Origin of the sequence: Paraclostridium sordellii (assembly GCF_000953675.1) — a bacterium.
Taxonomy (GTDB): domain Bacteria; phylum Bacillota; class Clostridia; order Peptostreptococcales; family Peptostreptococcaceae; genus Paraclostridium; species Paraclostridium sordellii.
The window spans coordinates 2,130,023-2,149,928 of sequence record NZ_LN679998.1 but is presented as its reverse complement, the minus strand read 5'-3'; the positions used below and the strand labels follow the sequence as shown (position 1 = coordinate 2,149,928).

Annotated in this window: 18 protein-coding genes and 1 riboswitch; of the genes, 15 read left to right on the top strand and 3 right to left on the bottom strand. The window is 25.9% G+C overall.

Annotated features, from left to right (window positions below):
- Window positions 1-19: 19 nt before the first annotated feature.
- Entirely contained in the window at window positions 20-418 is a 399-nt protein-coding gene (locus tag ATCC9714_RS10260; protein WP_021125694.1) for a helix-turn-helix domain-containing protein, read from the bottom strand.
- Window positions 419-492: 74 nt separating this feature from the next.
- On the opposite strand from ATCC9714_RS10260, the gene ATCC9714_RS10255 reads away from it, so the two are divergent.
- The gene (locus tag ATCC9714_RS10255) at window positions 493-1,251 is read left to right on the top strand and encodes a protein kinase family protein (RefSeq protein WP_057545206.1); all 759 of its coding nucleotides are present in this window, start codon (window positions 493-495) and stop codon (window positions 1,249-1,251) included.
- A gap of 93 nt (window positions 1,252-1,344) precedes the next feature.
- A complete protein-coding gene (locus ATCC9714_RS10250; protein WP_021125690.1) occupies window positions 1,345-1,755 on the top strand; it encodes an FxLYD domain-containing protein in 411 nt (136 codons plus the stop codon).
- Between the two features lie 40 nt (window positions 1,756-1,795).
- Here ATCC9714_RS10250 and gltS read toward each other — a convergent pair whose 3' ends face one another.
- Entirely contained in the window at window positions 1,796-3,064 is a 1,269-nt protein-coding gene (gene gltS, locus ATCC9714_RS10245; RefSeq protein ID WP_054631539.1) for a sodium/glutamate symporter, read from the bottom strand.
- 298 nt (window positions 3,065-3,362) lie between these two features.
- On the opposite strand from gltS, the gene ATCC9714_RS10240 reads away from it, so the two are divergent.
- The 11 genes from ATCC9714_RS10240 to ATCC9714_RS10190 all read left to right on the top strand — a co-directional run bounded on the left by ATCC9714_RS10240 (window position 3,363) and on the right by ATCC9714_RS10190 (window position 16,724).
- Window positions 3,363-4,070, top strand: a complete 708-nt coding sequence (locus tag ATCC9714_RS10240) for a TraX family protein (RefSeq protein WP_057574251.1) — start codon at window positions 3,363-3,365, stop codon at window positions 4,068-4,070.
- A 411-nt stretch (window positions 4,071-4,481) separates the two neighbouring features.
- Entirely contained in the window at window positions 4,482-5,429 is a 948-nt protein-coding gene (locus ATCC9714_RS10235; RefSeq protein WP_055331329.1) for an iron-hydroxamate ABC transporter substrate-binding protein, read from the top strand.
- Between the two features lie 85 nt (window positions 5,430-5,514).
- Window positions 5,515-6,528 (top strand): FecCD family ABC transporter permease, encoded by a 1,014-nt coding sequence (locus ATCC9714_RS10230; RefSeq protein WP_054631542.1) that lies wholly within the window; start codon window positions 5,515-5,517, stop codon window positions 6,526-6,528.
- The gene (locus tag ATCC9714_RS10225; protein WP_057545204.1) at window positions 6,529-7,545 is read left to right on the top strand and encodes a FecCD family ABC transporter permease; all 1,017 of its coding nucleotides are present in this window, start codon (window positions 6,529-6,531) and stop codon (window positions 7,543-7,545) included.
- A 30-nt stretch (window positions 7,546-7,575) separates the two neighbouring features.
- Window positions 7,576-8,361 carry an ABC transporter ATP-binding protein gene (locus ATCC9714_RS10220; RefSeq protein ID WP_021129564.1) on the top strand — a complete coding sequence of 262 codons (786 nt, stop codon included), beginning with the start codon at window positions 7,576-7,578 and terminating at the stop codon, window positions 8,359-8,361.
- Between the two features lie 9 nt (window positions 8,362-8,370).
- Window positions 8,371-9,711: an MATE family efflux transporter gene (locus ATCC9714_RS10215; protein WP_057545203.1), complete on the top strand. Its 1,341-nt coding sequence runs from the start codon at window positions 8,371-8,373 to the stop codon at window positions 9,709-9,711.
- A 166-nt stretch (window positions 9,712-9,877) separates the two neighbouring features.
- Window positions 9,878-10,726 carry a GGDEF domain-containing protein gene (locus ATCC9714_RS10210; protein ID WP_057545202.1) on the top strand — a complete coding sequence of 283 codons (849 nt, stop codon included), beginning with the start codon at window positions 9,878-9,880 and terminating at the stop codon, window positions 10,724-10,726.
- Window positions 10,716-12,338: a DUF2334 domain-containing protein gene (locus ATCC9714_RS10205; protein ID WP_054631547.1), complete on the top strand. Its 1,623-nt coding sequence runs from the start codon at window positions 10,716-10,718 to the stop codon at window positions 12,336-12,338. The genes ATCC9714_RS10210 and ATCC9714_RS10205 overlap by 11 nt, the downstream gene beginning before the upstream one ends.
- A gap of 5 nt (window positions 12,339-12,343) precedes the next feature.
- Entirely contained in the window at window positions 12,344-13,591 is a 1,248-nt protein-coding gene (locus ATCC9714_RS10200; RefSeq protein ID WP_057545201.1) for a glycosyltransferase family 2 protein, read from the top strand.
- Window positions 13,592-13,602: 11 nt separating this feature from the next.
- Entirely contained in the window at window positions 13,603-15,672 is a 2,070-nt protein-coding gene (locus ATCC9714_RS10195; RefSeq protein WP_057545200.1) for a cellulose biosynthesis cyclic di-GMP-binding regulatory protein BcsB, read from the top strand.
- 11 nt (window positions 15,673-15,683) lie between these two features.
- A complete protein-coding gene (locus ATCC9714_RS10190; protein ID WP_057574252.1) occupies window positions 15,684-16,724 on the top strand; it encodes a glycoside hydrolase family 113 in 1,041 nt (346 codons plus the stop codon).
- Window positions 16,725-16,869: 145 nt separating this feature from the next.
- Here the strand turns inward: ATCC9714_RS10190 and ATCC9714_RS10185 are convergent, their stop codons facing one another.
- Window positions 16,870-17,307, bottom strand: a complete 438-nt coding sequence (locus ATCC9714_RS10185; protein ID WP_057545198.1) for a hypothetical protein — start codon at window positions 17,305-17,307, stop codon at window positions 16,870-16,872.
- A gap of 188 nt (window positions 17,308-17,495) precedes the next feature.
- On the opposite strand from ATCC9714_RS10185, the gene ATCC9714_RS10180 reads away from it, so the two are divergent.
- Window positions 17,496-18,152 (top strand): pentapeptide repeat-containing protein, encoded by a 657-nt coding sequence (locus ATCC9714_RS10180; RefSeq protein ID WP_057545197.1) that lies wholly within the window; start codon window positions 17,496-17,498, stop codon window positions 18,150-18,152.
- Window positions 18,153-18,553: 401 nt separating this feature from the next.
- On the top strand, window positions 18,554-19,435 hold the full coding sequence (gene pepI, locus ATCC9714_RS10175; RefSeq protein ID WP_057545196.1) for a proline iminopeptidase: 882 nt from the start codon (window positions 18,554-18,556) through the stop codon (window positions 19,433-19,435).
- 190 nt (window positions 19,436-19,625) lie between these two features.
- Window positions 19,626-19,741, top strand: a riboswitch (FMN riboswitch).
- Window positions 19,742-19,906 lie beyond the last annotated feature (165 nt).

Here is a 19,906-nt window from a genome sequence, read left to right as displayed (position 1 = left end):
AATTGCGATTAAAAAGTAATTAATCTATTTGAAATAGATTAAGCTTTTTATTTATTCCAAATATTATAATGCTATCTCGGGGATTTTTAGGATAAAGCTGACCTACATTACCCAGCTTTAAGGCCTTATTACTTTCTTCTATATCTAATCTTGCAGATATACAAAGTTTTAAAAGATTATCTCTACTTGGATTTTTAGTTCCATTTAAAATTTGATAACAATACGTCCTATCAATTTGAGCATTTTTTATAAGATCACTTTTGCTTATACCTTTTTCTTTACATATATCCTGAAAAAAATTAGGAAGACTTAGGTCTGAAAAGTTAGTACTTGTAATTTTTACAAACTCATCTAAGTAAGATTCATCATCTATATTTTTTAAAATGCTCATAAGTTCTACAGTCTCGTTCTCGTTCATATAAACTTTCACCTCTCATATTAATATGATATAATTCTAGAGATGTAAAATCAATAAAAGAGGTGAAATAACGTTTGAATTTAGAGGCAGAATATGCATTATCTTTGTATGAGGATTTAAAATCGATTCATAAAAGTAGAAAAAGTGAAATAATACTAGTTCAAAATAATCTTGATGAAAAATTTTATATAAAAAGAATTTTAAAAGAATATACTTTAGATGTATATAAAGTTTTAATGGGGATAAGTAGTAAAAATATGCCTAGAATATATGAGGTATTTGAATATAAAGATAAATTAATTATAATTGAAGAATTTATAAATGGTTATACATTACAAGAGATTTTAGAAAAAGAAAATGAAGGAAAATTGAAATATATAATTAAAAAATGTACCAAAATAGCTGCAAGTGAGAGATATCAAAATATAGAAGAATTAAAAAGTGATTTAGAATCAGTATATGAAAATAAAAGTAAAAAAATTATTATAGATAAAAATAAAGAACAAGGGAAAGAAAAAGTAAAAAGTAAATATCTAATAGATAAAATTCCTGGATTTAGGAGTGGAAAAAAATTAAATATGGTTATTGCAACTTTATGGTATTTATTTTTAATAATGGGGCTTATTGTTTCTAATAGCCCTAAAATGCTTTTAGAAAATGGATGTACCATGTTAATACTATTAGCACTTTTCTTACTATATACAAACTTTTTAGATATAAAATCTAAGCTTCCCATGATAAGAAGTGATAATGAAGTCATAAAAATAATTGGATATTTTATTTATTCCTTTATAATATTTATGGGATTTGGACTAATTGCATTTGGGAATTAGTGTTTAATTAAATATGTATGCTAAGAGCATACCAATTAAATTTATATAACTTTTATAATAATCTCAACAAGAAATTATTTAGTGGAGGTTTTTATGAAAAAAGTTATATTAGGAATCGTAATAGGAATAGTAATAATTATTGGAGGATGTACAGCTATGTTTACAGCTGGAGTATCTAGTATAGATAAAGCTGTAAATCAAGTTAATAAAGAAACAGAAAAAAATGATGCTAAAGTTCAAGATTTAGCAAAAGATATATCTTGGGAAGTTAAAAGAGGAGAATATTCAACAGTTATAGAAGGTGTATTTGAAAATACAACGGATAAAAAAATTGATTATGTACAATTTAATTATAAATTAATAGCTAAAAATGGAACAGTTGTAGATAGCTCTTTTACAAATGAAACTGATATTGAACCTGGAGAGAAAAGAAAAATAGAAATACTTTGTCCTGATAAAGATTTTGATAAATATGAAATAACAGCAAAATCTAGTGTATTATAATAAATAAGAAAAAGGTGGATTTATATATAAATCCACCTTTTTAAGATAACATGTTAATAAACATTATTATAGTAGGTAGGGCGACTAAGTCAATTAAGAAAGCACATACAATTGGTATTGTGAAAAATGCTTTTTGAGAGTAACCATATCTACTACATATAGAATTTAAATTAGCTAATGCATTTGGAGTAGCTCCAAGTTCATGGCCTATAAACCCGCCAACCATAACGGCTGCATCATAATCCTTACCTAATAATCTAAACATCACAAATATAGTAAATAATACTATAAATAAAACTTGCATTAAAACTATTATTAACATAGGAAGTCCAAGAGTCTTAAGTTCCCAAAGCTTAATACTCATAAGTGCCATAGTTAAAAATAATTTTAAACTTACATTACCTAAAAGTTCAAAGTATGAATAATCCACTTCTACAACTTTAAATTTATCATTAGTATTTCTAAATAACATAGCAACTAAAATACCACCTACATATTCAGGTAGTACATATCCAGTAATGTGAGTTATAAATTCACTAACTACATAACCAAGAGTCATACAAGTACTGATTATAAATAAATGCTTTATAAATTCAGAAGTATCTATTACAGAGGCAGTTGGTAATGAAGCGTCTGAATCTGTAACATCACTATGTATTCCATCTTTATCTGAAATATCATCATGAAAATTAACAACAGTTTCTTTTTTAGGCTTTAACTTATATTTTGTAATTAGGTACTTTGAAGTAGGTGCTCCAATTAAACCTCCGCATATAAGTCCTAAAGTTGCAGCGGCAAGGCCAATTGTATTTGCACCAACAACTCCCATTGATTCTAAAGTTGGACCAAAAGTGGCACTTGTACCATGACCTCCACCCATGGATATAGCTCCACACATAAGGCCAAGCAGTGGCTCAAGACCTGTGAACATTGCACCTAATATACCTATTAGATTTTGTGCGAAAATAAGTATTATACAAAAAATCCAGTAAATAACTACCGATTTTCCACCTTTTTTAAGAAGTTTAAAACTAGCTTCTATACCTACAGTTGAGAAAAATGCAACCATAAATGTAGATTGTAAGCTAGTATCTAAAACAATACTTAATATATCAAAGTGTTTTAATATAAATACTAAAATTGCAAAAAGTATACCACCTATAACCGGTCCTGGTATACAAAGTCTATCTAATACTGAAATATGCTTTCTAATTATCCTACCAAATATTATTAAAAAGCAAGCAAGTGCTATAGTAGCCACGATGTTTAAATTAAGAGTAAGGATTCCATTAACGTGACTTAATTCCATTAATATCACTCCTTTACTTATGATTTGCATTATTGAGTATTAAAATAGTATAACATAAAAATTAAATAAAGTAAATTTTAGCAAAGTAAATATGAACTTGACTTAATTTAATTAAACTAAAAAATAATAAATTCAAAATATATCTTTTAAATATATTGTGTAAATTAAGCTTATAATAAACACAAAAAATACATAAACCATACATTTCAAATTTGTAAGCCTAGTGTAATGTAAATCAATAGTAAAAAGTAGAGAAAAATAATAATATATTATCAAAGATTATTACAGGAGGAAAAACATGAAACTATTTAGCAATTTTACATTAAAAATTATGGCTATCATATTTATGGCTATGGATCATATTTATACTTATATGAATGTAGCATTAAACAATCAAGTGCCTATATGGTTTGGATATTTAGGAAAACTGGCAGCGCCTATATTTTTCTACCTAATAGTAGAAGGATTTTATCATACAAGAAGTAAATATAGATATATGCAAAGAATTTTCTCTATGGGAATATTAATGATAATAGTAGATCTATTATTTAAAATACACAATAATATATTCTTATCACTAGGTTTTGCAATTGCAATGTTAAGTATGATAGAACAAGCAAAACTAAGTCAAAAAGGTTCTAAAAAGAGAATTATAAATATTATATTAGCTATATCTTTTGGAGTATTAGGATTATTTACAGAAGCATCTTTATATGGAGTAGGAATGGTATTAATATTTTACTTCTTAAGAGAGAAAAAAGTTGCTATGACATTAGCTTATATTGTATTTAGTTTAGCAGGTATAATTGGATTTATAGGACCAAATTTCATAGAAGTTGCATTTTTATGGGACTATCAATGGATGATGGTATTTGCAATAATTCCAATACTTATGTATAACGGGAAGCTAGGAATATCTAATAAATTTATAAAGTGGATGTTTTATTGGTTTTATCCAATACATTTAATAATAATTGTATTAATAGCAAATTTTATAAACATGTAAATTTTATGTATTAAACAGGCTTACTTTAAGTTGGCCTGTTTTTATTTTTTGAAAATTTAAAAATAAGTATAATATTTGATTGAAAAGTATGAATAATTATAAAATTAAAAGTTACAGTAAATATATATTTACTTTTTTATATATATTAAATAAAAATATATCTTTAAATATTAATTAACCTCTATGGTTATTGTAAATTTATCCCAATTAAAACAAGTATAAACATTAAAAATTAAATGAAAATGCTTAATTAAATTAAAATTAAAAAGAATTTTAAAAATTTATTATATAAAAAATATTGACGACATAAAAAATCATGATATAATAAAAATATAAAATATATGATAGTGATTATCAATAACGGAAGATAATGATAATAATTATAAAAAGGACAAATTTGGAGGGAATGACATGAAAAGATTCAAATCATTAGTAGTATTAGGCGCAACAATAGCTACTCTTGGTCTTGTTACTGGATGTTCAGGAGGCAACAGTGAAAGTACAAAGACAAAAGAAGAAACTAGAGTAGTACAATCAGTAAAAGGGGAAGTAAAGATACCGACAGATCCAAAGAGAATAGTTGATATATCAGGAAGTAGTGAAGAATTAGTATTACTAGGGCATACCCCTGTAGGTACTGCAAACGTAGACTCATATAAAACAGATAAAGTTCCATCTTACATAGAAGATAAACTAGGAAAAGCAAAGGTAGTTGGACATTCGATGATGGATACTATGGATATAGAAGCAATTTTACAATCTAATCCAGATTTAATAATAATGGCACCAAGACAAGAAAAAATATATGATCAATTAAAAGAAATAGCTCCAGTAGTTATGTTAGAAGATAAATCAAATGATTGGGAAGCTAAATTTAAAGATGTAGCTAAATTATTTGGTCAAGAAAAAGATGCTCAAAAATGGTTAGATGATTATTACACTAAGGCTAAAAAAGTCGGGGATGAGATAAAGAAAGCTAACGGAGAAGATAAAACATACTTAACAGTATTAGCGTCATCTGGCCAATTTATGGTATTTACTGAAGGTGGTATAGGTACAGTATTAAAAACTGACATGGGATTACCTCAACCAAGTAATATGCCTAAGCAAGATAGCATAACTTTACCAACAGTTACTATGGAAGGGTTAACAGAAATAGACCCAGATCACATAATAGTTATAGGTACAGAGTCAGATAAAGCTGACTTAGAAAAAAGCACAGTATGGAAAGAAATGAGAGCTGTAAAAGATGGAAATGTAACAATACTTGATTCAAGTCCATACTTTAGTCAAGCATATAATCCAATAGGAAGAGAACTGTTATTAGAATCAATAAAAGATAAAGTTGTAAATAAATAAAGGTATAGAGAGTAGGTGGTAAGAGGGCTAATCCTTTTGTCACCTACTATTTAAATTTATATATAAATTTAAATAAGGAGGAGCGATGAAAAAACTTAACAAAAAAACATTAGCATGTATTTTTATGGGCTTAGGAATTATCTTACTTATATTTGGAATAGTAATGTCCATATCACTAGGAGCTAAAAACATAGATATATCAACAATAATACAAAGTTTATTTATAGATAACGGGGATGTAAATACTAAAATAATTAGAGATGTTAGAATACCTAGAGCAATTGCAGCAACACTTGTTGGAGGATTTTTAGCAGTAGCAGGAGCTATAATGCAGGGAATAACTAGAAACCCTATAGCAGAACCATCTGTTATGGGAATAACACAAGGGGCTACATTTATGATAGCTGTAGCTTTTGTTGTTCAAAGAATTAACCAAAACTTAGTTATTGGAAGCTTTGGACTTATGATATTTGCTTTTTTAGGAGCTAGTATAAGTGGAATTTTGGTGTACTTTATAAGTTCAAGGGCTTCAAGAAAAGTTGACCCGGTAAAACTTGCTCTTGCAGGAACTGCATTAGGTACACTTTTAATATCTTTGGCTATGGGAATAACAATGTACTTTAACTTGTCTCAGCAGCTAAGCTTTTGGATTTCAGGAGGATTAGTTAGTGCTAAATGGGAAGGAGTTAAGCTTTTAGCTATAGTTGGAGGAAGTGCATTAATAGGAGCTATGATTATGGCACCTAAAATAACAATTTTAAGTTTAGGGGAAGAAGTTGCAATTGGATTAGGACAAAAAACAAATGTAGTAAGATTTATAAGCATAATAGTAGTAATACTTTTAACTGGAGCATCTGTTTCAGTGGCAGGAAATATAGTGTTTGTTGGATTAATAGTTCCTCAAATAGCTAAAAGAGTAGTAGGTGCAGATTATAAGTTTATAATACCAAGTTCAATGATTTTAGGTTCTGTTTTACTAGTATATAGTGATATTTTAGCTAGAATGATTAATCCTCCATATGAAACTCCAATAGGTTCTTTAACTGCATTATTAGGAGTTCCTATGTTTATATACCTTGTTAGAAAGGATACAAAATAGATGATAAGCATAAATAAAAATAAAAAATTTACTTTAGTTGTAGGGATTTTAGTGATTTTGATAATCACTACATTTTTAGTTAGTTTAAATACAGGATCGCTAGCTATTGCTCCATCAGATGTTATCAAAACTTTAATAGGGCAAGGTTCTAAAAGTCAAGAAATTGCTATATTTAAGTTAAGATTACCTAGAATAGTAATTGGAATATTAGTGGGAACAGCTTTAGCTATAGCAGGTACTATTTTGCAAGGTGTTACTAAAAACGATTTAGCAGATTCAGGAATATTAGGTATAAATTCAGGTGCAGCATTATTCGTTGTTGTGTATATTTTTATTATGAATGGAAACGTATATGATGGAATAAGTAATATGACCATATTTACAATGCCATTGGTAGCACTGAGTGGAGCTATATTTGGAGCATTTTTAATTTATATATTGGCATGGAAAAACGGTATAAATTCTTCTAGATTATTATTAATAGGTATAGGAATAAATGTAGCATTTACATCAATACTTACAATATTTCAATTAAAATTTACTACACAAGAATTTAATAGAGTAATGGCATGGACTTCAGGAAGTATATGGGGAGCAAGTTGGAAATATGTATTGGCTGTTTTACCTTTTATATTAATTTTTGTAATACTTACAATTTACAAATCAAGATATTTAGATGCACTAAATTTAGGTGATGAAGTAGCCACAGGTTTAGGAGTAGAAGTTGAAAAAGAAAGAAGAAAATTAATAATATATGCAGTGATTTTAGCTGGAGTAGCAACTTCAGTAGCAGGAAGCATTGCATTTTTAGGGTTAATAGCTCCTCACATAGCTAGAAAACTGGTTGGGCCAAAACATAAAAAACTAATTCCAACTGCAGCATTAGTTGGAAGTTTAATATTGTTAGTAGGAGATACTATAGCTAGAAATATAATAGCTCCTATGGAACTTCCTGTGGGAATAGTTGTATCTGTAATAGGAGTTCCATACTTTATTTATCTTATGTTGGCAGATTAGATAAAAATAACAACTGAAAAGGAGAACATTATGAATTGCATAAGTACTAAGAACTTAAATATTTCCTATGGAAATTTAGATATAGTTAAAGATTTGAATTTAGAAATACCAAAAGGGAAAATAACTACTATAATAGGTTCAAATGGATGTGGAAAATCTACTATATTAAAAACTATAGCTAGAATTATAAAACCTAAAAGTGGAGATATATATGTAAATGATAAAAATATAAAAGAGCAAAATCCAAGGGATTTAGCAAAAATGATGGCTGTTTTGCCTCAAAGTCCTCAAGCACCAAGTGGGCTAACAGTAGAAGAATTAATTGCTTATGGTAGATTCCCTCATCAAAAAGGGTTTGGAAAATTAAAAAGGGAAGATAAAGATATAGTTACATGGGCATTAAAATCAACTGGAATAGAAGAATTTAGAGAAAGATCTATACAAGATTTATCTGGAGGTCAAAGACAAAGGGCTTGGATAGCAATGGCTTTGGCGCAGCAAACAGACATACTTATACTTGATGAGCCAACAACATACCTAGATCTAGCTCATCAATTAGAAGTGTTAAAGTTATTAGAAGAATTAAATAAAAAACAAGGGACAACTATAGTTATGGTAATACATGAACTTAACAATGCAGCTAGATTCGCAGATCACATGATAGGTGTAAAAAAAGGTGAAGTTGTATGCCAAGGGAGCGCATACGAGGTTATGACGAAAGAAAATCTTAAAGAACTATTTAATATAGATGCTGAAATAGTTAATGATCCTAGAACTCAAAAACCAGTGTGTATAACATATGATATGGTTATATAGGAGAGAGTTATGGAAAATCAACAAACTTTAAAAGAAGAAAAAATAAGTAAATTATTATTAAAATACTCTGTCCCTGCTATATTAGCTATGATGGTAGCATCTTTATACAATACAGTAGATAGAGCCTTTATAGGCTCTATTAAAGATGTAGGAGCACTAGCTATATCTGGTCTAGGGGTTACTATGCCGCTATTTACAATTTTAGGTGCATTTTGTGTAGCAATTGCAGTTGGTGGAAGTACTAATATATCTATAAAGCTAGGAGAAGGAAATAAAGAAGAAGCTGAAAAGATATTAGGTAATACATTTTTATTAGAGTTAATTGTAGGGATATCTATAATGGTAATAGGCACAATTTTTTTAGAAGATATACTCTACATATTTGGCGCGAGTAATGATACTTTAAAATACGCAAAAGAATACATGAGTGTAATATTATTTGGAGCATGGTTTAATTTGCCTGGATTTGCCCTAAATAGTGCTATAAGAGCTGATGGTAGACCAAAGTTAGCGGCAAATATGATGATAGTAAGCTGTATATTAAACTTAATACTAGATCCTATATTTATATTTTGGTTTGATATGGGAATACAAGGAGCAGCTATAGGGACTATTATATGCCAATTAGTAATTTGTATTTGGTCGATGCATTACTTTACAAGGGGCAAATCTAATTTAAAACTAAAGGTAAAAAACATCAAAATTAAATTTAATATTTTAAAACCTATTATAGTAATAGCTTTAACTCCATTTTTTATGGAACTTGCATCCGGCTCTATTCACTTAGTAACTAATAGAGTATTGAAGATATATGGTGGAGATTTATCAATAGGTGCTATGGCAGCTATAACTTCTATTTGTTTAATGTTTTTAATGCCTGTATTTGGATTAAGCCAAGGTATGCAGACTATAATTGCTTATAACTATGGTGCTAAGGAATATGATAGAGCTAGAAAGGTCTTATTTAGTGCTATAATTGCTGGAACTATCATATTAACTTTGGGATTTGTATTAATTAAGATTTATCCAGAAAAGTTTATTGGAATATTTACAAATGATGATAAGCTTATATCATTAGCATTAAATGGAATTAAAATTTACAGTATAACCTTACCTATAATAGGAATCTCGATTTTAGGAACGGTTTATTTTCAGTCCATTGGAAGTGCGAAGGTTTCTATGGTTTTAGGTTTATTAAGGCAAGTTATAATTTTAATTCCGGTTATTTTAGTTGTGCCAAAAATATATGGTTTAGATGGAGTTTGGATGTCTCAGCCAATTGCGGATTTAGGGGCTATGATTGTAGTGGGATTATTTTTGATAAGGGATATTAAAATTAGAAGAATATAGTCTAGAAAAATAAAAATTATAGTAACATATAAAATCAATTTTTTTTGATTTTATATGTTATAATATAAAAAAGGTATTGATATATTTAAGAATCAATACCTTTTTATATGGGAAAAATTAGATAGTAATAAGTTTACAATAAGATTAAAAAAGGAGGAGCTACTATATGAATAGAATATCTAAAAAAATAGATGGGTATTTTCTAGGATTGATATTAGAATTATTTATAATTACAATGTTATTTATATTTAATTCAAAGTTTCAAATACAAAGTATAAGCTTTGTGATGTTTTGCATAACATTTTTTAATATAATGATAACTTATACAGGAGGAATCATATTAGGGCTTATAGCTACATCTATAGCTATATTTATATATGCTGCATATATATTTTACATAAGCTTAAACAATGGTGTAGAAATAACATATATTTCTTATTTATGGATGATATTTATGCCAATAGTATCTTATACAACTGGAAAATTTACAAATAACATAAATAATCTCCAGAAATCAAACGTTAAACTAGAAAGAGAATATGAAAACTTAGTTACTATACATGAAGACACAGGCTTATTAAATGTAAAAGCATTTTATATGAATTTAGAAAGAGAAATTAGTAAGGCTAAAAGACATAAAACTGAACTTACTTTAATGCTTGTAAAGTTACCATATTATAAAGAAACAAAGAAAATACTTGGAGAGTCCAAGACTAATAAACTAATGAAAGATATAAGTAATGTAATTACAAAATCTACAAGAATTGAAGATGAAAGATATACAATAGAAAATGATACTATAGCTATTATAATGCCAAACACAGGGGAAGATGGTGCCAATATAGTAAAAGAAAGAATAAAAATAGGTATAAGTGATATTAGCTTAAGCTTAAAAAATAATAAAAACTATATAAGTATAGATACAAAAATAGCAGCAGTAGAATATAAAAAAGACATAAAGTCTCCTATTGAATATAAAACATATGTACAAGAGGAGCTACAATATGATGTTTAAAAGAAAAGTAATAATATCTATAATATTTACATTAAGTGTAATTACACTAAGTTCAAATTTAATTTATGCCGATGATAGTATAAATAAAAAAACTCTAATAGTATATGAAACGAAAACAAATTTGAAATCTAATATTAATACAGTAAATCACCTTAATGAATTATTATATGTATTTAATAAAGAAGTAAAAAGTATAAATATAAATGATTATAAAAAAGGAGATTTAAATAATTATGATTATCTATTCGTTATAAATATAAATAATAACATAGATAATAAAATGTTTATGGAAGATTTCGTAAGTACTAATAAAAATATATACTGGATAGGGGATAAAATTGAAAATTTATTAGAATATAAAAATAATAAATTTCAAATAAAATATATAGGTAAAAATAACAATATAACAAATTTGGATTACGGGGATAAAAATATAATTTTAGAAAATAAAAATAACTATAACTTAGTAAAAACATCTACAAAAAGTAAAGTTATTTCTACAATGAGTGATGGATACAATACTTATCCATTTATATTAAAAGAAAAGAACTTATATTATATATCTAATTGGGACATGTATGAGTCTTATATATTTGAAGATACTTTAAATGATTTTTTTGAAAAAAATTCTTTTGTTGAGAATAAAATATTTGTAGAGATAGAAGATGTAAACCCTTTTTCAGATACAGTTAAGTTAGAAGAAATATCTAACTATCTATATGAAGAAAATATTCCATTTATAATATCTCTAACACCTACAATTATAGAAAAAAATAGTAATAAACTTATTATGATAGATGATAAACTTTTAAATACTATAAAACATATGCAAGAAAAGGGTGGAAGTGTAATATTAAATGGATATTCACATAATATAAAAGATGAATCAAAAAAAATAGATTATGAGTTTTATAATGAAAAAGTATTAAATAGTCATAATAAAGATTTAAACATATATATCAAAGATAGGCTATTAAGTGGGATAAGAATATGTATTGAAAATGGTATATATCCATTAGGGTTTGAATCACAAAAAAATGCCATGACTCAAGAAGGATATAAAGAGATTAAAAAATACATATCAACATATATAGGCAGATATCAAAATAATAATGATATTTTTGAGATAAGTACATTTCCATATATAATAAATGATAGTGAAAAATTTAACACAATAATCCCTGAAAACTTGGGACAACTATCTAGTGAAGATAAATTATCATTAGATAAAATCAAGTATAATTACTATAAACTATCTATGGTACGAGGATATACTGGAGGTTTTTACTTTAATCCAAATATAGATATAAATTATTTGAAAAAATGTATAGACTATTTTAAATCAGAAAATTTAAGTTTTTTAGATTTAAAGAAAAATATTAATTATATAAATATAGATGATATAAAAATAAAATCAAATAATAACAATATAGAGTCAAGTTACGATAAATCAAAATCAATAACAAAAGCTGAAAATAATAAAACATTTAATAAACTTATAAAAAATATAAATAATATAGTTATTAAATTTGTTATTGTCGTATTGGTAATATTTATAACTATATTTATATTATTTAAGATTATAAATAGACAAAAGTTTATAAGGAGATAACTATTATGGGGTTAGTAGATATTATATTTTTAATTTCTTTATCATCTATATGGACGATACTTTTAGTAAATATAATATTAGCTATAAGTGGATATCTATATTATTTAAAGAGCCTTAAATTTAAAGATGAAAAATTAAAAGAGTATCCATTTGTATCAATATTAGTACCAGCACATAATGAAGGAAAAGTAATAGGAAAAACAGTAGAATCATTACTATTGTTAGATTATCCTAGAGATAAAATGGAGCTTATCGTTATAAATGATAACTCTAGTGATAATTCAAAAGAAGTACTAGAATCTATAAAAAATAGATATAGAAACTATAATTTTACAATAATAAATACAGATAATATAACAGGGGGTAAAGGAAAATCAAATGCATTAAATATAGGATATGAAAAATCCAAAGGGGAGTATATTGCAATATATGATGCTGATAATACTCCAGAAAAAACTGCTCTAAGGTACTTGATACAGACTATTGTTAAAGATGAAAAATTAGGAGCTGTCATAGGAAAATTTAGAACTAGAAATAAGCATAAAAATTTACTAACAAAATTTATAAATATAGAAACTTTGAGTTTTCAATGGATAGCACAAGCAGGTAGAAAACAATTATTAGGACTTTGTACAATACCTGGTACAAACTTTGTAATTAGAAAAAGTACTATGGAAAGTTTAGGTGGATGGGATACAAAAGCAATAGCAGAGGATACTGAAATAAGTTTTAGAATTTATAAAATTGGACAACGAATAACGTATATTCCTCAGGCTGTAACTTGGGAACAAGAACCTGAAACATTAAACGTGTGGATAAAGCAAAGAACAAGATGGGTAAAAGGAAATATATATGTACTAGTAAAGTATATTACTAATATATTTAAAGGTAAACAAAATAGAGTTTTATTTGATATATTGTATTTCTTTTCTGTGTATTTTTTATTTTTAACATCAGTTGTTTTATCAGACATAATATTTTTATTAGGAATATTTAAAATAGTAACTATAAATATACCCTTTAACTTTTTTATCATATGGATATTATCGTATATATTATTTATATTACAAGTATCAATAACACTTAGTATGGAAAAGGGAGAAAGCAATTTAAGCAATATATTTTTAGTTGCACTTATGTACTTTACATATTCTCAAATGTGGTTAGTTGTTGCTATAAAAGGAATGATAGGATATTTTTTTGATGCTATACACAAAAGAGAAGCTAAGTGGTATAAGACAGAACGATTTTAGGAGAAAATAAAATGAGATTAATAACAATAATAATATCATTAATTATTAGTTTTTCAAGTTTTGATATAGTTTTTAGTCAAGAAAATGTTAAAAACTACAGATTTGAAAATGATATAACTATGAGTGGAGTTATAAGTAGTACTAACAGATACTTTGATGTACCTGAGAATGCATTAGCTAAAGATGCTAAACTAAATTTAGTATATACTAAAAGTGAGTTATTAGATGTAAATTATTCTACTATAACAATAATTGTAAATGATGTACCCATACATTCGGAAAAATTAGGTGGAAATAAGGAATATAAGAAAAAAATAAGTATAGATATACCAAAAGACTTAATAAAAAAAGGTTATAATAAAGTAGAAATAAAGGCATATAAAACTATTTCAGATAAAGTTTGTAGAGATGATTCAAACACGGCGAATTGGCTAGTTATACACAAAGAATCAGATATAAGTTTGAACTATAACTATGAGCCAGTGTCAAACTTAATAAGTGAGTATAAAGATACTTATATAAATCTAAATAAAGGTAACGAATTAGAAACGAGCATATTAATTCCAGATAACTATTCAAATGAAGAATTAACTTCAGCTATGATATTTGCTAATGATTTTGGAGAAAAAATAAAACATGAAAATATAGGATTTAATATAAGTCAATATTCCAAATTTAAGGATAAAGATAAAAATATTATATATATAGGAAATGTAAACAAAACTCCGTCTGATATATTTAATTTGTTAACGGAAAAAGAAAAGGAAAAGCTAAATAATAATTGTGTTATAAAAAATGTAGACTCAATATTTGATAAAAATAAAAAAATGCTTCTTTTAATATCAAATAATGAAGAATTGCTTAAAAAGGCAAGTAAACTTATAAGTAGTAAAAATTTAATAGGTGAAATTAATGAAGATAGTATATTAATAAATAAAGATACAGATGTAGATGATATATATGATTATAAAATTAAAAACACAATATCATTTAAGGATTTAGGATACGATAATATAACGCTAAAGGGACCATTTACACAAGAAACAATAATTGATGCAAATATACCTAAAGGTAAATCTATAAAAAAAGGGAGCACTATAAACTTAAATTTTAGATATGGTGAAAACTTAGATTTTGAAAGATCACTTATAACTGTATATGTAAATAATATACCTATAGGGAGTAAAAAGTTAAGCAAAGTGAATGCCAATAATGATGAATTAAAACTAAGTTTTCCAAAAGAGGTTTTAAATCAAAATTATTATCAAATAAAAGTTGTATTTAATTTAGAATTATTAGATTTAGCGTGTGTAACTAGAGATACAGAAAATCCATTTGCATATATATCAAATGAGTCGTACATGAAATTTGATTATAATGATGTAGATGATTTAAATATGAAAAATTATCCATATCCATTTATAAAGGATGATAAGGTTAATGATTTAGTTGTTGTAGTACCGGATAAATTGAATTCAAATGATTTGACACAAATAGGGAGCATAATGTCTTATATAGGACATGGTGTTAAATATAATAACGGAGATATAAAATTTATAAAATCAAGTGAATTAAATGGAGATTACAAAAAAAGCAATTTGATAGTAATTGGAACTCCAAATAATAATATTCTTATAAAAGATTTAAATAAATATATGAATTTGAAGTTTAATAAAAACTATACTGGTTTTGAAAGTAATCAAAAGATTAAGTTTATAGGCGATTATTCAAGTAAATTAGCAACGATACAAGTGTTAAAATCTCCATATAATAAAGATAAAGGTATGATGATTTTAGCATCAACACAAATGAGGGATTTAAAACTAAGTAGTAGATATTTAAGTGATTTAGATCTAATAAAATCTTTAAAGGGAGATACAATAGTAATTGATAGAGAAGGAAACGTAAAAGATTTAAATTATAATTTAGATGATACAGATGAAAATAAAGAAATAAAACAATCTAATAAACTTGATGATGATAGTAAATCATTTATAATAATTGCAGGGATATTATTTTTAATGGTTGCAATATCAACAGTTTTATTAGCATTAAAGTATAAAAATAAAAATGATATATAAATAGGAGAATTATGAAGAAACGTATATTAATAATAATTACCTTATTAATAATAGTAGGTATTTTCTTTATTGGAAAAAATACTACTAAAGATATAGATACAAAAGAAAAAATAAAATCTGTTAATTTATCAACTGATTATAATATAAAACAGGTTTTAAAAGATATTAATGATTTAAATGTAAATACAGTTAATGTACCTATAGTTATAAATATAGAAAATTTAAACTCAAATAATATTAAAATAGATGATAGTAGTAAGAATAAAGCTATAGAACTGATAAAAATATTAAAGTCAAAGAATATAAAGGTTATATTAGAAGCATATCCATGGATAGATAATGGTAGTAAATACGAAACGGATTACAATCCTAAAAATAACGAAAGATTTTTTAAAGATTGGGAACATATATTAGATACTTTAATTAAAGAAATAGCAAATAAATATGATGTGGATATACTAATTATGGCTTCAAATTTTTCAAAGTTAGAGGTTTATGAAGATAATTGGTGTGATATAGTAAAGTTTGTTAAGAATAGGTTTAATGGTGAAGTTACATATAAAACTTCATGGTGGTATACAGCTACATGGGATAAAAAAAGTAAAGAAAATTATTATAAAAAGCTCAATAATAAAGTATTTTCAAAAGTTGATTTTATATCCATAGCAGCTTATTTTGAGCTTAGCGATAAAAAAGAAAATACAGTCAAAGAGTTAATCAATTGTTTAAGTTCTACTACTATTTATAATAGACATCAAAATGTAGTAGAAGAAATAAATAATTTTTATAAAAAATATAATAAAGAAATTTACTTTGCAGAATTAGGATTTCCTAGAAAAGATAATGCAGCAACTCAACCTTGGAATAGCCAAGTATCTAATACAGAAAATAATAAGGAACAGGCAAGATGCTTTAAAGCGTATAAAGATGTATTTCAAGATAAAAAGTATATAAAAGGATTTTCTGTATTTGCTGTTGGAGAAAAAGGTAATGATAAATATTTTTACCCATCAAAGGAGAGTATCGAGGTTATTTCTGATTGGTATAAATAAAAGTATTATCCTATTTAAAGTAAACAATAGACAATAAAATTAATATAAATATTATTTTATGAATTAAAACTTATAAAAAACGTATTGAATATATATTCAATACGTTTTTGTACTTAACTAGTAAAAAAGTTTAATTTAAATAATATTATTTTAAACCTAAATCTGAAAGCATCTGAGATATTCCATATATTTGATCATATCTAGAATAATAACTTTTAAAGACATCTTCTATAGAGGAGTCTTGATAGATTTCAAATTCAATTCCTTTAAACTCAGCTTTAATACAGCTAAAATTAGTATTATTTAAATAACTTTTCAATCTTGATATATAGGCTTTTATATCCTCTTTTGGTAAAACTTTTAATTCTTCGATATTTTGGGCTACCATATATGCAGATTGATTTATCTCTTCTGATGAGAGATTTTCACTTAACTGAGTTTTTAATTGGTTTATCATTTCTTCATTAAATTCTAAATCATCTATATTCTCAACTTCCAAAATCTCTTGTATTTTATCTAAAATCATAGCGTCGTTCCATGAATACTTATTAGAACTATTATTATTGTTAAATTCATCCTTCATTTTATAAATCTCCTAAGTTTAATTTAATGTTATTATATCAAAGTTATAGAGTTTTAGCATCAATAGTAGACTATAATTAGGTTGTTATGATTAAAGTTATATGTTAAGATTAGGAATAATTATTAAAAATAATTAATATCAAACTCTTATACACTTAAGTATAAGATCTTTTAAATTATGGAGGAAAAATGAATAATAAACCAAAGATAGAGATGGGATTAAAATACAATAAAGCAAAAAAAATGGATAAAAACTTTATGTATCAAGATTTAAAAAGAAGCAACTGTTATAATACTGACTTTTCAAATTCAAACTTTAATTTTACAAGCTTAAGAGGGGCACATTTTAAATCTTGTAATTTTTACGGATGTAGTTTTAAATCATCTGAAATAATAGGAGCAAATTTAAAAAAGAGTAAGTTTAAAAATGCAAAATTTGAAAATACTGTATTTGAAGGAGTTAATTTAGAAGAAGTAGACTTTTCTGGAGCTAAATTTAAAAATGTAATATTCTTTAATACAGATTTAACTAAAGCTAAAAGTCTTAACATAAACTCACCTCAAATAAAAGTATATGAAAAAATGCCTATTATAGAGATAAGTGAAAGATTAGAAAATTCAATAAAATTTGCAATGGAAAATAAATACGTTAAAAATTCAAGAACTTTAGATACTAAGGATGGTGGAATTAATTTTATAAGTATAATTATACTTTTAGATAACTTTAAAGAAAAACAATTAATAGATGGACTGATGTTAATTGGAGAAAGAATAGATAAGGAGTTTTGTACACTAAGTTATATAATTAAAAATTTAGAAGTTTATAAATCTCAAGGTCTATTATAATTTATTTAAAGATATAATTTTGAGACTATTACTTTACTAAAAAAGGTATTATCAGTAATTTGATAATACCTTTTTTAGTGTGTAATTTTAAGCAATATTACAATGAAGTATAAATTTTATACACTCAAAATTATATTCTAAAACATTAGTTATATAGGGTAAAAAAGTACAAAAATATGTTGATTTTAACATAATATATAGAATAAAAAGCCGAAAATACAATTAAAAAGTTAATACTTTAATGAACTAGAGAACACTAAGAAATATATATTAAATTGAATTTAATGGGTGTATTGTTATGTAGATTACATTCTTTTGTGCTATACTAGTTACAAAGGAAGTATAAAGCTTAAAGCATATATATGGAAAATAAGCTTTATGACAAATTGGAGGGGATAAACATGAAAATCACTGAAGGATATATGCCTTTTGAAGGGTTTAAAACTTATTATCGTATAGTAGGGGAATCAACAGAAGGAAAGAAACCATTAGTACTACTTCACGGAGGGCCAGGTTCTACACATAATTATTTCGAGGTATTAGATAAAATAGCAGAGAGTGGTAGACAAGTAATAATGTATGACCAAATTGGTTGTGGTAATTCATTTATTGAAGGTCACCCTGAATTGTTTAATGCTGATACTTGGATAAAAGAACTTATTGAACTAAGAAAACACTTAGGACTTGAAGAAATTCACCTATTAGGCCAATCTTGGGGAGGTATGCAGGCTATTTGGTATGCTATTGAGCATAAGCCAAAAGGTATAAAATCATATATTCTTTCATCTACTCTTTCTTCAGCAAAACTTTGGGAAAAAGAGCAAAAAAGAAGAATATCATATATGGATGAGGCTGATCAAAAGTCTTTACTTGATGCAGTGAATACTGGAGATTATTCTAGTGATGAATATAGCCATGCATTAGATAAGTTTATGGAAATGTACTGTGCAGGAAAAGTAACTGAAGATTCTCCAGAATGTTTAAGAAGACCTAAAAAATCAGGTACTGAAGCCTATGTTGTAGGATGGGGACATAATGAATTTTCTCCTACAGGTACTCTTGCTGGATATGAGTTTACAGATAGATTACATGAAATAAAAGAACCGTGTTTAATAACTAGTGGAGCAATAGATTTATGTTCTCCATACATTGCAAAGACTATGTATGATAGAATTCCTAATAGTAAATGGGAGCTATTTGAATATTCAAGACATATGCCATTTGTTGAAGAAAATGATAAATATATAGAAGTTTTAAATAAATGGCTAGAAGAAAATGACTAAGATTATATAATTTGAGATAAACAAAGAGATTAAGCATATTTGATTAGTCTCTTTTTATTAAATGATATTGTGCTGTTAAATATTTAAGTTTGATCCAATGATTTTAATAGATTACTATATAGAGGATAAAAGTTTTATTATATATTGTTGACATATGAACTTAGATGGATTACTATTAAATTACAATTTAATAAATCTTCAGGGCAGGGTGAAATTCCCTACCGGCGGTAAAGCCCGCGAGCCTATTTGGCATGATTCGGTGAAACTCCGAAGCCGACAGTAAAGTCTGGATGGAAGAAGATAAAACGTAAAATGGATTAATTCTAAAGTATAATACTATATTAGTGTTATTAATGCTCTGAAATATTTAATATTTCAGAGCTTTTTTATTTTATAGAAAACAATTGAGAATTATATTTTACGTAATACATATTTAATTATTATTACATATTCTATAGATAAAATATGTAT

What these genes read in the sequence shown, in the direction of transcription:
- gltS (WP_054631539.1), bottom strand. Translation starts at nt 3,064, where the DNA reads ATGGAATTAAGTCACGTTAATGGAATCCTTACTCTTAATTTAAACATC.
- ATCC9714_RS10185 (WP_057545198.1), bottom strand. Translation starts at nt 17,307, where the DNA reads ATGAAGGATGAATTTAACAATAATAATAGTTCTAATAAGTATTCATGG.
- ATCC9714_RS10240 (WP_057574251.1), top strand. Translation starts at nt 3,363, where the DNA reads ATGAAACTATTTAGCAATTTTACATTAAAAATTATGGCTATCATATTT.
- ATCC9714_RS10205 (WP_054631547.1), top strand. Translation starts at nt 10,716, where the DNA reads ATGATGTTTAAAAGAAAAGTAATAATATCTATAATATTTACATTAAGT.
- ATCC9714_RS10215 (WP_057545203.1), top strand. Translation starts at nt 8,371, where the DNA reads ATGGAAAATCAACAAACTTTAAAAGAAGAAAAAATAAGTAAATTATTA.
- ATCC9714_RS10220 (WP_021129564.1), top strand. Translation starts at nt 7,576, where the DNA reads ATGAATTGCATAAGTACTAAGAACTTAAATATTTCCTATGGAAATTTA.
- ATCC9714_RS10195 (WP_057545200.1), top strand. Translation starts at nt 13,603, where the DNA reads ATGAGATTAATAACAATAATAATATCATTAATTATTAGTTTTTCAAGT.
- ATCC9714_RS10250 (WP_021125690.1), top strand. Translation starts at nt 1,345, where the DNA reads ATGAAAAAAGTTATATTAGGAATCGTAATAGGAATAGTAATAATTATT.
- ATCC9714_RS10180 (WP_057545197.1), top strand. Translation starts at nt 17,496, where the DNA reads ATGAATAATAAACCAAAGATAGAGATGGGATTAAAATACAATAAAGCA.
- ATCC9714_RS10210 (WP_057545202.1), top strand. Translation starts at nt 9,878, where the DNA reads ATGAATAGAATATCTAAAAAAATAGATGGGTATTTTCTAGGATTGATA.
- ATCC9714_RS10190 (WP_057574252.1), top strand. Translation starts at nt 15,684, where the DNA reads ATGAAGAAACGTATATTAATAATAATTACCTTATTAATAATAGTAGGT.
- ATCC9714_RS10225 (WP_057545204.1), top strand. Translation starts at nt 6,529, where the DNA reads ATGATAAGCATAAATAAAAATAAAAAATTTACTTTAGTTGTAGGGATT.
- ATCC9714_RS10200 (WP_057545201.1), top strand. Translation starts at nt 12,344, where the DNA reads ATGGGGTTAGTAGATATTATATTTTTAATTTCTTTATCATCTATATGG.
- ATCC9714_RS10235 (WP_055331329.1), top strand. Translation starts at nt 4,482, where the DNA reads ATGAAAAGATTCAAATCATTAGTAGTATTAGGCGCAACAATAGCTACT.
- ATCC9714_RS10230 (WP_054631542.1), top strand. Translation starts at nt 5,515, where the DNA reads ATGAAAAAACTTAACAAAAAAACATTAGCATGTATTTTTATGGGCTTA.
- ATCC9714_RS10260 (WP_021125694.1), bottom strand. Translation starts at nt 418, where the DNA reads ATGAACGAGAACGAGACTGTAGAACTTATGAGCATTTTAAAAAATATA.
- pepI (WP_057545196.1), top strand. Translation starts at nt 18,554, where the DNA reads ATGAAAATCACTGAAGGATATATGCCTTTTGAAGGGTTTAAAACTTAT.